Source organism: Actinomyces sp. HMSC075C01 (genome assembly GCF_001812965.1).
GTDB lineage: Bacteria > Actinomycetota > Actinomycetes > Actinomycetales > Actinomycetaceae > Actinomyces > Actinomyces acetigenes.
Genome location: NZ_KV811028.1, coordinates 1 through 14,043, shown reverse-complemented (window position 1 = coordinate 14,043; position 14,043 = coordinate 1). Strand labels below are relative to the sequence as shown.

Here is a 14,043-nt window from a genome sequence, read left to right as displayed (position 1 = left end):
GTCGGTTCTTAGGCTCAGCCCAGCAGCGCGTCGACGAAACCCTCCGGGTCGAAGGGGGCCAGGTCGTCGGCGCCCTCCCCCAGGCCCACGAGCTTGACGGGCACGCCCAACTCCTTCTGGACGGTGACGACGATGCCGCCCTTGGCGGTGCCGTCAAGCTTGGTGAGCACGATGCCCGTGACGCCCACGGCCTCGGAGAATACCTGGGCCTGACGCATACCGTTCTGGCCGGTGGTGGCGTCCAGGACCAAAAGGATCTCGCCGACCGGGGCGATCTTCTCCATGACGCGCTTGATCTTGCCCAGCTCGTCCATGAGACCGGCCTTGTTCTGCAGGCGCCCGGCGGTGTCGACGACGACGACGTCCGCCTCCTGGGCGGCGGCCTCGCGGGCGGCGTCGTAGGCGACTGAGGCGGGGTCGGCTCCCTCCTTCTCGGAGCGAACGACGTCAACACCCACGCGCTCGCCCCAGGTGCTCAGCTGCTCGGCCGCCGCGGCACGGAAGGTGTCGGCCGCCCCCAGGACGACGGTCTTGTCCTGAGCCACCAGGACGCGGGCGAGCTTGCCGCAGGTGGTGGTCTTGCCGGTGCCGTTGACCCCCACCATGAGGATGGCCGCCGCGGGCGTCCCCTGGGCCCCTTCGGCCGGTGTGGGACGTTCCAGGTTGAGGGAGCGGTCCAGGGAGGGGTCGACGAGCTTGAGCAGCTCGGCGCGCAGGACGGCGCGGACCGCCTCGGGGTCGGAGGTTCCCAGGACCTTGGCCTGGGTGCGCAGCTCGTCCATGAGTGAGGTGGTCACCTCGATGCCCAGGTCGGAGGTGAGCAGCGTGTCCTCGATCTCCTCCCAGTCCTCCTCGGTGAGGTCTCCTCGGGACAGGACGGACAGGACCGCCTTGCCGAAGCCGCCGGCGCCGGCCAGGCGGGCGCGAAGGCGCTGCATGCGGCCAGGGATGGACTCGGGGGACTCCAGCGTCGCAGCCGGCTCGGCGACGCCCTCCTCGTCGGCCTCCTCCTCGGTGTCCTCACCCTCAGAGGGCAGGAGATCCTCCACGGACATCGGCTTGTGGGCGCTGATCTCGTCGGAGACCCGGCCCCGCCGTCTACCGGCGTAGAGCCACAGCCCTCCTGCGATGACGATGACCAGGATGATGCCGAGGACGATGAGGATCGGTTCCATGGACCCATCATGCCCGATCACGGGCCCCCTGTGGCGGGGTCGGCCTGCCCGGGTCGCCTCTCGCCCGAGGAAGGCGCGAGGACCCTGGGCATGCGGCGTGGCTACGGCATGAAGAAAACTGCAGCGCGCTCGTGGGCGCGCTGCAGGATGAGGCGTTCTCGTAGCCGCATTACCCGGTGAGCCGTGTCGCTCTTAGACCGAAACAGCTCGGTGACCGTGGGAGTGAGAGAAAGTGCGAGAGGGTATCGGAGGAGCGGCAATCTCCCAGGGCCAGGAATTCACCCAGAAGCAGCGTCACCGCGGCATCGCATAGTCGTGAAAATAGTGTACACGGCAGTATTTATTCACGAGGCTACCGCCGCCACTCACCTCTGAGGCTGCGACAGCCCACCGGTTGCCGGCTCATGCACATGAGCGCGACGCCGGGAGCCGGCGGAGCCACGAGTCCTCTCCGCAGCGTCCATCGCCTTTCCGACGACGCCGACCAGGCCTCCGAAGCCCTCAGTCCCGGCATAGACCGCCGGCCCCTCACGCGTCATGAGGTCGGACAGGCTGACCTCCTGGGGCACCACCTCAACCTCGACGTCCTGCTCCTCCATGCGCACCTCCTGAGAGTTGCGGACCACGCTGCGAATGCGCGAGGGCCAGGAGCGCACCGGGAAGCGCTCAGCACAAACCATGCCGAGCACAAGCAGGCCGGCAACCAGCACGACAACGAGAGGAAGAATCATGACACCCATAGCTAGGATTCTGCCTTGCGAAATACGATCTGACCAGACTTTGCACGCACTTGTCGTCCAATCAACAACCAAACCTGACAACTTCCTGACACAACAATGGTTCGTATCTGAAAACGACGGTCACATTATCAGCAGTCTATCACATTTTCATCAAGTTTCACTCAGGCATCAGGAGTCACAGCCGTCCCGCGGTCGGGCTGGGCCAGCCTCTGCGAGACGGCCTTGGTAACCCCGTCTCGCATCGTGATGCCGTAGAGGGCGTCGGCCACCTCCATGGTCCGTTTCTGGTGGGTGATAATGATGAGCTGGCTGGAGCGCCGCAGCTCGGTGAAAATCTCCAGCAACCGCCCCAGGTTCGTGTCATCCAGGGCCGCCTCGACCTCATCCATGACGTAGAAGGGCGAGGGCCGCGCCTTGAAGATCGCCACCAGCAGGGCCACGGCGGCTAGCGAGCGCTCCCCGCCTGAGAGCAGGGACAGCCGCTTGACCTTCTTACCGGCGGGGCGCGCCTCGATCTCAATGCCGGTGGTGAGCATGTCATCGGGATCCGTGAGCACCAGCCGTCCCTCCCCGCCGGGGAAGAGCCGGTCGAAGACGGAGGCGAACTGACGGGCAGTGTCCTCGTAGGCCTGGGCGAAGACCTCCTGAACCCGCGTGTCGATCTCCTCAACGATGCTCAGCAGGTCGTCCCGCGAGCGCTTGAGGTCAGCCAGCTGCTCGGCCAGGAACTGGTGACGCTGCTCCAGGGCCGCATGCTCCTCCAGGGCCAGCGGGTTGACCTTGCCGAGTCGGGCGAGGTCGCGCGAGGCCTTGGCCAGGCGCTTCTCCTGCTCGGAGCGCACGTAGGGACGGCCCGGGTTGCCTGCGCCGCCGACCGATGCCTGAGCAGTGTCCTGGTCCGCAGCGGAGTCGGAGTCAGAGACGGAGGCAGCATCAGCGTCCTCGATGAGCTCGGGAACAAGCATGTGCGGTCCGTACTCCTCCACGAGGGGGTCCAGCTCCAGGCCGAGCTCGTTCATGGCGCGCTCCGCCAGGCCCTCCAGACGCATGCGCTGCTCGGCCCGGGCCACCTCCTCGCGGTGGGCGGCATCGGTAAGGCTGCCCAGCTCCTTGGTCAGCTGGTCGATCTCCTCGCGAACCTCGTTGGTGGCGGACAGAGCCTGGGAGCGCTCGGCCTCGATGGCCGCACGCTCATCGGTCGCCTGCTGCACACTGATGCGCGCCGTCTCGGCGGCGGCGCGCGCCTGGTCCCGCACGTGCGTGGCGACCGCCAGCTGGGCGCTGCGCCGCTGCTGGGCCCGCTCGGCAGCGGCGCGCTGGTCGCGTTCACGGCGTGCGGCCGCCCGCAGCGAGTCGGCGCGCCCGCGGCTGGAGCGCTCGCGCTCCTCTGCGGTGCGCAGGGCGAGCCTGGCGTCGGTCTCGACGGCGCGGGCCCGGCGCGCGGCGTTCGCAGCGGCCTCGCGCTCCTGGCGGGCGACCTCCAGAGCGCGCTCGAGGCTGTCGGGACGCTCCTTTCCCGAGGCGCCCGCTGCTCCCGACCCACCGGTAGGGCCGGCGCCGTCACCGTCCTTGGCGTCGCCCGCCCCGTCCTCCACCTCGGCCAGCGCGGCAGTGGCGGCGGCGAGCTCGGCGGTGCGCTGGACCGACTCGGCCTCGGCGCGCTCCAGCACCCGGCGGGCACGCCCGGTCTCCTCGGCGGCGGCGTGGGCGGCGGAGGTCAGGCGGGCCATCGCCTCGGCGGCGCGAGCGGCCTCGGCGTCGGCCTGACGCAGGGCGGACAGTGCCTCGCTGAGCGCCTGGCGAGCAGCGTCCTCCTGGCGCCGAGCCTCCTCCAGGGCCGCGTCGGCCTCGGTCTCGGCCTGCGCGGCGGCGGCGGCCTCAGTGTCGGCCTCCTCGTGGGCGGCGGTGAGCTCGAGGACCGAGGAGGCCCCTCGACCGGCGCCGGCGACCCAGCCGGGTGCCAGGACGTCACCACCGCGGGTGGCCACAACGGCGTCGGGCAGCTCGCCGCGCAGGGTGCTGGCGGCCTCGAGGTCCTCCACTACCCAGGAGTCCTTGAGCAGCCCGTCCAGGACCTGTTCGAGGCGCCCCGGCTGCGCGGGACTGACGAGGCCGCGAGCCGCCAGTGCTCCGTCAACGGGAACCGGCTCCGCCTCGTCATCGGTGCCGGCCGCACCCAGTGAGGGGTCGTCGGCCAGCACCAGTCGCACCGCCCCGATGTCCTGGCTGCGGGCATGAGCCAGTCCGGCCAGGGCCGCCTCGGCATCGGCGGCCAGGCCGGCCTCGGCGAGCGCTCCCAGGAGGGCGGCGACGGCGTTCTCCCATCCGCGCTCGACACTGAGGTGCTCGGCAAGCGGTCCGAGGAGACCGTCTATACCGGCTTGCAGCAGCGCGGCCGTTCCGTCCTGGCCGCGCAGGGACATGGCCAGGGTGTCGCGCCTGGCGGTCCAGGTGGCCCGGTCGGAGGCCGCCTCCCTGCGGGCGTCCGTCGCGGCCGCGACGGCCTCGCGGGCCTGGGCCAGGTGCCGCGTGGCCTCGTCGTGCGCGGCGGCGGCCCGCACCGCCGCGTCGGCCGCCGCACCTGCCTGTGCAGACGCGGGCCCTGGGGCACCGGTATTCTCCTGCGCGCCACCACTGGCTGGCTCTGTCGGTTCCGCTTGTCCCCCGGCCTCTGCCAGGGCGGCCCGAGCGCCGTCTTCGCGAGCCTCAGCGGCTCGCAGCGCGCTGCGCGCCTGCTCGAGGGCGGCCAGGCTGGCCTCGTGGCGGCTGCGTGCCGAGGCGACGCGCCCACCGGCCCGGGCGATGGTCTCTCGTCGCTCTGAGACGCGGCGCTGAGCGGCCGAGAGCTCCTGGTCCGCCGCCTTCTCAGCAGTCTCCGCGTCCGTGCGCACCCGGGTGGCGTCGCTGAGTGCGGTGCGGGCGGCCTCGAGGGTGTCGGCGAGCTCGGCCTCCTCCCGGCTCGCGGCCTCGGCCCGACGCTCGAGCTCCTCAGGATCGGTGCCGTGGCTCGGAGCGGGCGCGGAGGCCAGGAGCCGAATCCGCTCGCCGGCCACGTCGGCGAGCGCCCCGAGGGACTGGGCCGCACCAGTGAGCTCCTCCCAGGTGCTGCCGGCCCGGGCGAGGCGCTGGGCGGAGGTGGTCTCGATGGCGGCCAGCTCGCTCAGGCGAGCTCTGGCGACGCGCTCGGCCTCCTCGACGGCGCTGCGGCGCCGCGCCAGGGCCTCCTTGTCCTCGTCCCCGGCCTCCAGGAGGGACTGGGCCTGGACGACGTCGTCGGCCAGGAGTCGGGCGGTGGCGTCACGAACCTCGACCTGGATGCTCCGGGCGCGCCGGGCGATGGCGGCCTGTCGGGCCAGGGGGCCGAGCTGACGGCGCAGCTCCTGGGTGAGGTCGGCGACGCGGGCGAGGTCGGCGGCCATGGACTCGAGCTTGCGAAGGGCGCGCTCCTTGCGCTTGCGGTGCTTGAGGACGCCGGCGGCCTCCTCGATGAAGCCGCGGCGGTCCTCAGGCGTGGCGCTCAGGACGGCGTCGAGCTGCCCCTGCCCGACAATGACGTGCATCTGGCGCCCGAGGCCCGTGTCGCTGAGGAGCTCCTGGACGTCGAGGAGGCGGCAGGGGCTGCCGTTGATGCGGTACTCCGACCCGCCACCGCGGAACAGGGTGCGCGAGATGGTGACCTCGGTGTAGTCGATCGGCAGGGCGCCGTCGGTGTTGTCAATGGTCAAGGAGACCTCAGCGCGCCCGAGGGCCGGGCGGGAGCCTGCGCCGGCGAAGATGACGTCGGCCATGGAGCCGCCGCGCAGGTTCTTGGCGCCCTGCTCCCCCATGACCCAGGTCAGGGCGTCGACAACATTGGACTTGCCGGACCCGTTGGGGCCGACCACGGCGGTGATGCCGGGCTCCAGGCGGAGGGTAGTCGACGAGGCGAAGGACTTGAATCCCTTGATCGTCAACGTCTTGAGGTGCACGAGCGCCACCCTAACAGCGCGGACGGTTCTCACGGGGACTAAAACGACAAAGAAACTTGACACGACCGCATGAGACAAGCAAACTTTCCATATCAAGAGAACCGGGCACGCGGCGCGCACCCGCCTCGCCATCCCGCCTCGCCCCCGAGCCCGAAGGAGCCATGATGCTTGAACTGTCCGGCCTGTCCAAACGCTTCGGGAGCCTGCAGGCCCTGGACGATCTCTCCTTGTCCCTGGATCGCGGTGAGATCGTCGGCTTCGTCGGTGCGAACGGAGCGGGCAAGTCCACCACGATGCGCATCGTCATGGGAGTGCTCGACGCCGACGCCGGCGCCGTGACCTGGAAGGGCGTCCCCGTGGACGCCGCCATCCGACGCGGTATCGGCTACATGCCCGAGGAGCGCGGCCTCTATCCCCGGATGAAGGTGGCCGAGCAGCTCGTCTACCTGGCCCGCCTCCACGGACTGTCCGCCTCCGCCGCCAAGGCAGCTGCGAACCAGTGGACCGAGCGCCTGGGCCTGGAGGAGCGCCGCGGCGACGAGGTGCAGAGCCTGTCGCTGGGCAACCAGCAGCGCGTCCAGCTGGCCGCCGCGCTGGTGAGCAGCCCCGAGCTGCTCATTCTCGATGAGCCCTTCTCCGGCCTGGACCCGGTGGCCGTGGACGTCATGAGCCAGGTCATCCTGGAGCGGGCAGCCGCAGGCGTGCCCACTCTCTTCTCCTCCCACCAGCTCGACGTCGTCGAGCGCCTGTGCGACCGGGTGGTCATCATCCGCTCGGGCCGGCTCGTCGCCGACGGGACGATTCCCGAGCTGCAGGCCACCGAGACGCCCCGCTGGCGGGTCGTTGTCGAGCGGGCCGCCGGCAGCGCGCCGGTGCAGGCCGCCTCCTTGAACCTGCCCGCCCCCACGGTCGAGGTCGATGACGCCGGCCGCCTGGTCATCACCGCGGCGGGAGCCGATGAGCAGGCGCTTTTGAGTACGGCCCAGCGCCTGGGGACGGTGCGCGAGCTCGGCCCGGTGCGCCACCGGCTCACCGAGATCTTCCGGGATGTGCTGACCGCCACCTCCCGCGAGGGAACCGCAGACACCAACGAGACGAAGGAGACGCACTGATGAGCGACCGGACCAGCCCTATTACTCGTCGTCAGGAGATCGCCCTGGTCACCGGCCGCGAGCTGCGGGCGCACCTGCTGAAGAAGTCGACCATCATCCTGACCCTGGTGCTGCTCATCGCCGCCGTCGGCGGCATCGTCGGCGTCAAGCTCTACACCTCGGGCCAGGACCAGGCCTACCGGGTCGGGCTCAAGGGCGTGACCCCCACCCAGGCCGCCGGGTTGGACAAGGTGACCGCCTCCAATGGGAAGACGATCGAGCTCGTTGACGTCTCCGCCCACCAGGCGAAGGACGTCCTGGCCGAGGACTCCTCCGAGGGCACGCCGCACGTGGACATGGTCCTGGACGTCTCCGGCTCCGCCCCCACCATCACTGTGGACAAGTCAGCCGACGACGCGGTCGTCTCAGGGGCCACGGCCTTCCTTCAGCAGTCGGCTCTGGGCCGGCAGATCGCGTCCTTGGGAGGCGACCCCGCCCAGGTGGCCTCTCAGCTCAGTGCCGCCAAGCCCAAGGTCACGGTGCTCAACGCCCCTCAGCGGGATTCGGCCGACTTCGGCTCGCGCTACGCGATTCTCCTGACGATCGACGTCCTGCTGCTGTTCGCCATCATGGGCGGCGGTCAGTTCATCGCCCAGGGGGTGGTGGAGGAGAAGTCGAGCCGGATCGTGGAGATCCTCCTGGCGTGCGTGCGCCCCAGCTCGCTGCTGGCCGGCAAGATCCTGGGGATCGGTATCGCCTCGGTCCTGACCACCGGGCTCGTCGCCGTCGTCGGGGTCACCACCGCGAAGGCCACGGGAGTCATGCCGGACATCAGTCTCAACCTGGACGGCGTGCTCGTCGCGATGATCGTGTGGATGATCGTGGGCTACGCGATCTTCGCGGTCGCCTTCGGGGCCGCGGCCTCACTCGTGAGCCGTCAGGAGGACGTCAGCTCGGTGAGCATGCCCCTGGTCATGCTCTCCATGGTCCCCTATGTCCTGAGCTTCTTGATGGCCACCGGGGACAGCAACAACACGACCTTCCGAGTCCTGTCCTACCTGCCGCCCTTCGCTCCCTTCATGATGCCGGCGCGCCTGGTGCTGGGGGTCTCCTCCTGGACCGAGCAGCTGGTCGCCCTGGCGATCGCGCTGGTCTTCCTGCCACTGCTGGTACACGTGGCGGCGGCGATCTACACCCGGGCCGTGACCCGCACCGGTGCCCGAGTCCCTCTCAAGGAGGTCCTCAGAAGGGCAGAGCGGTCCTGAGCGAGAGGTCTCACCGGCCTTCACCGGCCACGCCCCGATGACGATGGTGCGACTCCCGTGAGGGGAGTCGCACCATCGTCATCTCATGTCATGGCGGGCGTCAGGCGCCCTGCGGGAGGGGCTGGGAGTCAGTCGGCCAGCTCGGGGAACCAGATGGCGATCTCGCGGGCGGCGGACTCGTCGCTGTCCGAGCCGTGGACGAGGTTGAGGATGGCGGGTGTGCCCCAGTCGCGTCCCAGGTCTCCGCGGATGGTGCCGGGGGCGGCCGTGGTGGGGTCGGTGGGGCCCATGAGGCTGCGCACGCCCTCGACGACGCGCTGGCCCTCGGCGACTGCGGCCACCACGTTGCCGGAGGTCATGTACTCCACGACGCCGGGGTAGAAGGGCTTGCCCACGTGCTCGGCGTAGTGCTGGGCGAGGATCTTCTCGGTGGGAGTGAGGACCTTCAGGGCCGTCAGGGCGTATCCCTTGGCCTCGATACGGCGCAGGATCTCACCGGTGAGGCGACGCTCGACGGCGTCGGGCTTGATGAGGATGAGGATGCGGCCGGTGCCGGACGTGCTGGCCATGGGAGTCTCCTTGCTGGGTTGGCTGGTGAGGGACCGAGTGGACCATAACGGGTCCGACCCCCTTCAGGCCATGGCAGTGTCGGACTCAGGCCTGTTCAACCACCAGGAAGGGGCCAGAGGAGCGGTCGCGGGCGGCGTCGGCGGCAGCCTGGAGAATGAGAGCCGAGGACTGGGCGCCGGGGTCGCGGTGCCCGCAGGAGCGCTCCCCCAGGAAGGAGGCCCGGCCGAGGCGAGCCTGGAGGGGCTCAGTGTCCTGGGCCCCCTTGGCGGCGGCCTGCGCGGCCGCGGCAAGGACTCCGACCTCGTCCTGCCCGATCTCGGCGGCCTCCTTGGCGGCCATCGCCGCGGGTCGCCAGGCGTCGGCCATGGTCTTGTCCCCGCTGGTGGCATGTCCTCTGGCCTCCAGGCCCGAGGTGGCCTCCTCCAGAGCCCGGGCCAGTTCCTGTGCCCCCCAGGCGGGGGCGTCGCTGGAGCGGGCGGCCCTGAGGAAGGCGGTGCCCAGCAGCGGGCCTCCGGCACCGCCGACGGTGGCCATGAGGGTGGTGGCGATGAGCTTGAGGACTCCCCCGGGAGTAGCCGGAAGGTTTCCTGCCTCCTGGGCGGCATTGAGCTTGGTGACCACAGCCCTCATTCCGCGATCGAGGTTGTCGCCGTGGTCGGCGTCTCCGATGGCTCGGTCCAGCTCGGTCAGCTCGGCGCGGTTCTCGGTGGCCAGCAGGGCGGCGCGACGGGCCCAGTCGAGGGCCCAGACAGCATCCAAGGACATGGTGTTTCCTTCTCGGGTCTTGGCAGGTGTTGGTTCCAGGCCTGACCGCCATGCACCCGAGGGTGAAGGACGACCATGCGGCTGTGATCGGGCCCTGCGCGGACCCGATGGGTCCCGACGCATTCCGGGAACGTTCGTGGGACGCGCCGGAGCAGGCCGGCGAGGTGCTCACCGTCCACTCGCGTTTCCATCCTCTCACGCCCCCTGCCGCCTCGCGCGCTGAGACGACCGCAGGGCCTGCGACCAGCCCAAACGCACATGCCTCCGCAGTTGGAACGGGGACTCAAGAAGCGCCGTCGAAGGAGCGGGCCGCTGCTGTCAGGGCCTGCCGAACAGGGCGCGGGCTTCTGCGGCCAGGACCACGGAGCCGACAATGAGGATTCCCGAGGCGGTCAGCGGGGCGTCATACCCCTCGGATAGGGCGACCGCCTGCTCCACGCCCTCGCCGAGCTGCTGGCTCACGACGACGCGGTCGGCACCGTAGACCTCCCGGGCGATCTCGCCAAGGTCGTCGACATCCATGGCCCGGGGCGAGTCGATGGGGACGCACACGACGGCGTCAGTCACCGGCTCCAGGCCCGCCAGGATGCCCTCGGCGTCCTTGTCCGCCATGACCCCCAGGACCGCCACGAGGTGCTGGAAGCCGAAGGCCTCCTCGATGGCTCCAGTGAGGGCCTCGATGCCGTGGGGGTTGTGTCCGGCGTCAACCAGGACCGTGGGCGAGGAGCGCAGCACCTCCAGACGGCCCGGGCTGGTGACGGAGGCGAAGCCGTCCTCGACAATGCGCGCGGGCAGCCGGCGCCCGCCATGGACCGCCTCGGCGGCAGCCAGAGCCAGCAGGGCGTTGTGGGCTTGATACTCCCCGTGCAACGGGACGAAGACGTCCTCGTAGACGGCCGCTGCCGTGGCGAAGGTGACCATCTGGCCACCGACGGCGAGCTGGCGGTCGAGAACCTGCAGGACACCGGCCTCCGGCGAGGTGGGGTCCTCCTGCGGGTCCCGCTCCCGACGCACGATGGCCCGATGAGAGGCTGCGGCCTGCTCGATCTCGCCAGCGGCGTCGGGGACCTGGTGGGCGACGATGACGGTGGAGCCGTCCTTGATGATGCCGGCCTTCTCGTGAGCGATCTCAGTGATCGACGAGCCTAGCCAGCGCTCATGGTCCCGCCCGATCGGGGTGATGACGGCGACGTCGGAGCCGATGACGTTCGTGGCGTCCCACCGCCCGCCCATGCCCACCTCGATGACGGCCACGTCGACGGGATAGTCGGCGAAAGCAGCCAGAGCCATGACGGCCAGCACCTCGAAGAAGGACAGGCGGGGGCCACCGGCGGCCTGGGAGCGCTCGTCGACCATAGCGATGTAAGGGGCCACGTCCTCCCAGGCGGCGATGAAGCCCTCCTCGCTGATCGGTTCACCGTCAAGGCTGATGCGCTCGCGGATGGTGGCCAGGTGCGGGGAGGTGAAGCGGCCGGTGCGCATGCCGCCGGCAGCCAGAAGGCGCTCGGTCATGCGGGCGGTAGAGGTCTTGCCGTTGGTGCCGGTGATGTGAACGGTGCGGTAGGTGCGCTCGGGGTTACCCAGGAGGTCGAGGACGGCCTCGACGCGCTCCAGGGAGGGCTGGACCTGGTGCTCGGGAGCGCGCGCGAGGATCTCGGCCTCGACCTGGCGCATGCGGGCGGAGATTTCGACACCGCGGGCGGCGGCTCGCAGGTCGCGCAGGTGCTCACCCTCGGAGTCGTCGGGGAGCTGGGGCTCCCAGGAGTCCCAGTCGTCGGAGTCATCGGCGTCCACCTCGGCGAGGAGCTCCTCGAGGCGGTCAGTGTCACCGCCGGGGATCATGTTGGCGGCGACGAGCTCGCGCAGAGCCTCGAGGTCCTCACGGTCCTGGGCCTCGGCGTCGGCCTGCTGCTGGGCGCCGGCCTGTTGAAGCTCGAAGACGGAGACGGTCTGGCTCTCGCCCTCAGCCAGAGCGGGGGCGCCTGCAGCCTCCAGGTAGGGCAGGAGCTCGGGGTCGATACCGGCCTGGCCGAAGACGGCGTCGACGACCTCCTCCCCCGTGGCACCCTCGGGGATGCCGAAGGCGGCGCCGGGCCTGACCTGCTTGGAGTCGTCGTCTACGGGCACTGTGCCATCCTTTACTCGACGTGGCGGGTTGGGCAGAGGCTCTCTCAAGCGCTCCCGCCCAGTCCTAATCTAGCCGAGGCCCCGAAGACTCCCGGCCACTCCCCCGCCACGATGGCTGACAGAAGAATCACGTGAGCGCACGTCTCTCACGGCAAGACCCAGGCCCGCGCAACGATTTCTTCTTAAATCTTTTTTCGGAGCACAAGCACATCCGAATGGCTCAGACAATACGACTACCATGATTGCCGCATGAATACTCAGTGAATACATCCTAATTCTCGGTGAAATATTTGAGGAATTCACCAGGGAGCCCTGCGGGTATAGGGGTAGACATACCCCCCACATACCTGCCTAGGCTTCCTCCATGCGTTTATCAGTGATTGGTTGCGGATATCTCGGTGCTGTTCACGCTGCATCAATGGCGGAGCTTGGGCATGATGTGGTGGGCGTGGACGTCGACGCTCACAAGATAAATCTTCTGAGCAACGGCAGGGCGCCGTTCTTCGAGCCCGAGCTGGAAGGGCTTCTGACCCGTAACGTGGAGGCCGGGCGCCTGACCTTCACTCAGGACTTCTCCGCCATTGAGGGAGCCCAGGTCCATTTCATCGGCGTGGGCACACCGCAGTCCGAGTCGGGGGCGGCGGACATGACTTACGTCGACGCGGCCGTGACCTCCATGCTCCCTCACCTGGGGCACTGCACCAGCGGCCTCGAGGTGGTCGCCGGCAAGTCCACGGTTCCCGTTGGCACCGCCTCGCACCTGTCCCGGCTGATCGAGCCGACCGGGGCGCTGCTGTTGTGGAACCCGGAGTTCCTGCGGGAGGGCTTCGCTGTTCAGGACACGCTGCGTCCGGACCGGATGGTCTACGGCGTGCCGGAGAATCCCGACGCCACCGCCGGCGCCCAGGAGACGATGGATGCGGTCTACGCACAGATCCTGGCTGCCGGCACTCCGCGCCTGGTCATGGACTACGCCACCGCCGAGCTGGTCAAGATCAGTGCGAACGCCTTTCTGGCCACGAAGATCTCCTTCATCAACGCCATGTCCCAGGTCTGCGACGCCGCGGGGGCCAATGTGACGGCCCTCGCTGAGGCGATCGGCATGGATGACCGTATTGGGCGCCGGTTCCTGCGCGCCGGTATCGGCTTCGGTGGGGGCTGCCTGCCCAAGGACATCCGCGCCTTCCAGGCCCGCGCCGGCGAGCTCGGCGTCGGCGACGCCCTGGCCTTCCTCGCGGAGGTCGATCGGGTCAACGACACCATGCGCGCCGGTGTCATCCGCACAGTTCGAGAGCTCCTCGGCGAGCACACCTCCGCCGCCACGGTGACGGTCCTCGGGGCGGCTTTCAAACCGGACAGCGACGACATGCGTAACTCTCCCGCCCTGGATCTCGCCGTGGAGCTGTCGGGCATGGTCGAGCGGGTCGTCGTGCACGATCCGGCCGCCGGCCCGATCCTCGCTCAGAGGACGAACCGCCCCTACGAGGTCGCTGCCTCCGCGCAGTCCGCACTGGAGGGGACTGATCTGGTCATCATCGGCACGGAGTGGCGCGAGTACCGGGATCTCGACCCCGCCCAGGCGGCTGGCCTGGTGCGCACCTGTTACGTCATTGACGGACGCAACTGCCTGGACGCGCAGGCCTGGAAGGCGGCCGGTTGGAGCTACCGCGGCATCGGACGGCGGTGAGGGGCTTGGGCGGCGCAGGCTCAGCGCCGCCCAAGTCTGCGCATCAGCGGTGCGGCCACTGCGCGAGCGCAGGCGACCAGCACTGCCAAGTCGCTGGTTGCCAGGAGGATCAGGCAGGCCCAGACTGCCGCGCTCAGCCATGAGCCGCCATCGAAGGACGTGCACACGGCCATGATGCTGAGCAGTGTGAGCTGGTAGGTGAGGCGCGGGCGGTCTATGGGCAGGTCGATGCGGTGCCCGAGATCGTATGCCCGCACCACCAGGATGAGGGCGTAGGCCACCGCTCCGGCTAGGCCGGCGCCCCACGGCCCCATGAACGGTACGAGAGCCACCCCGAGGATCACGTTGACCACCGCCCCCATCATGGTGGAGACCATGAGCATGCGGCTGTTCATGAGCGCCTGGTAGAAGGTGCCGAAGAAGATGGTCATGACCCCGAAGGTCGCCGCCAGCATGAGCAGGGGGACGTAGCGCCACCCCTCGGCGAACTCGGCCTGGAGCATCACCCTGGAGATCGGCCGGTTCAGGGCAATGACCAGACCCGCAGTCGACAGAGTGGCCAGCGAGTATCCCCGCAGGACGGAGCCGAAGAAGGCCCCGCGGTCGGGCGAGTCGATCTCGCGGGCGGTGGAGTACTGCCAGGCCTGCTGAAACA

Annotated in this window: 10 protein-coding genes; 3 read left to right on the top strand and 7 right to left on the bottom strand. The window is 69.5% G+C overall.

The window, feature by feature from the left end; genetic code table 11:
* Positions 1 to 14: 14 nt before the first annotated feature.
* The 3 genes from ftsY to HMPREF2883_RS10405 all read right to left on the bottom strand — a co-directional run bounded on the left by ftsY (position 15) and on the right by HMPREF2883_RS10405 (position 5,883).
* On the bottom strand, positions 15 to 1,175 hold the full coding sequence (gene ftsY, locus HMPREF2883_RS10415) for a signal recognition particle-docking protein FtsY (protein ID WP_070661990.1): 1,161 nt from the start codon (positions 1,173 to 1,175) through the stop codon (positions 15 to 17).
* Between the two features lie 365 nt (positions 1,176 to 1,540).
* On the bottom strand, positions 1,541 to 1,915 hold the full coding sequence (locus HMPREF2883_RS10410) for a hypothetical protein (protein WP_070661988.1): 375 nt from the start codon (positions 1,913 to 1,915) through the stop codon (positions 1,541 to 1,543).
* 161 nt (positions 1,916 to 2,076) lie between these two features.
* A complete protein-coding gene (locus HMPREF2883_RS10405; protein ID WP_070661985.1) occupies positions 2,077 to 5,883 on the bottom strand; it encodes an AAA family ATPase in 3,807 nt (1,268 codons plus the stop codon).
* A gap of 164 nt (positions 5,884 to 6,047) precedes the next feature.
* On the opposite strand from HMPREF2883_RS10405, the gene HMPREF2883_RS10400 reads away from it, so the two are divergent.
* Complete coding sequence (locus HMPREF2883_RS10400) at positions 6,048 to 6,995, top strand: ABC transporter ATP-binding protein (RefSeq protein ID WP_070661982.1); 948 nt, start codon at positions 6,048 to 6,050, stop codon at positions 6,993 to 6,995.
* Entirely contained in the window at positions 6,995 to 8,239 is a 1,245-nt protein-coding gene (locus HMPREF2883_RS10395; RefSeq protein WP_070661979.1) for an ABC transporter permease, read from the top strand. The genes HMPREF2883_RS10400 and HMPREF2883_RS10395 overlap by 1 nt, the downstream gene beginning before the upstream one ends.
* A gap of 128 nt (positions 8,240 to 8,367) precedes the next feature.
* On the opposite strand, the gene ndk is transcribed toward HMPREF2883_RS10395, so the two are convergent.
* The 3 genes from ndk to HMPREF2883_RS10380 all read right to left on the bottom strand — a co-directional run bounded on the left by ndk (position 8,368) and on the right by HMPREF2883_RS10380 (position 11,701).
* Entirely contained in the window at positions 8,368 to 8,808 is a 441-nt protein-coding gene (gene ndk / locus HMPREF2883_RS10390; protein WP_070661976.1) for a nucleoside-diphosphate kinase, read from the bottom strand.
* 85 nt (positions 8,809 to 8,893) lie between these two features.
* A complete protein-coding gene (dhaL, locus tag HMPREF2883_RS10385; RefSeq protein ID WP_070661973.1) occupies positions 8,894 to 9,574 on the bottom strand; it encodes a dihydroxyacetone kinase subunit DhaL in 681 nt (226 codons plus the stop codon).
* 318 nt (positions 9,575 to 9,892) lie between these two features.
* Complete coding sequence (locus tag HMPREF2883_RS10380; protein WP_070661970.1) at positions 9,893 to 11,701, bottom strand: bifunctional folylpolyglutamate synthase/dihydrofolate synthase; 1,809 nt, start codon at positions 11,699 to 11,701, stop codon at positions 9,893 to 9,895.
* A gap of 364 nt (positions 11,702 to 12,065) precedes the next feature.
* Here HMPREF2883_RS10380 and HMPREF2883_RS10375 point away from each other — a divergent pair, with 364 nt between their 5' ends.
* A complete protein-coding gene (locus HMPREF2883_RS10375; RefSeq protein ID WP_070661967.1) occupies positions 12,066 to 13,388 on the top strand; it encodes a UDP-glucose dehydrogenase family protein in 1,323 nt (440 codons plus the stop codon).
* 20 nt (positions 13,389 to 13,408) lie between these two features.
* Here the strand turns inward: HMPREF2883_RS10375 and HMPREF2883_RS10370 are convergent.
* A partial coding sequence (locus HMPREF2883_RS10370; RefSeq protein WP_176747208.1) for an MATE family efflux transporter occupies positions 13,409 to 14,043 on the bottom strand: 635 nt, incomplete at its 5' end.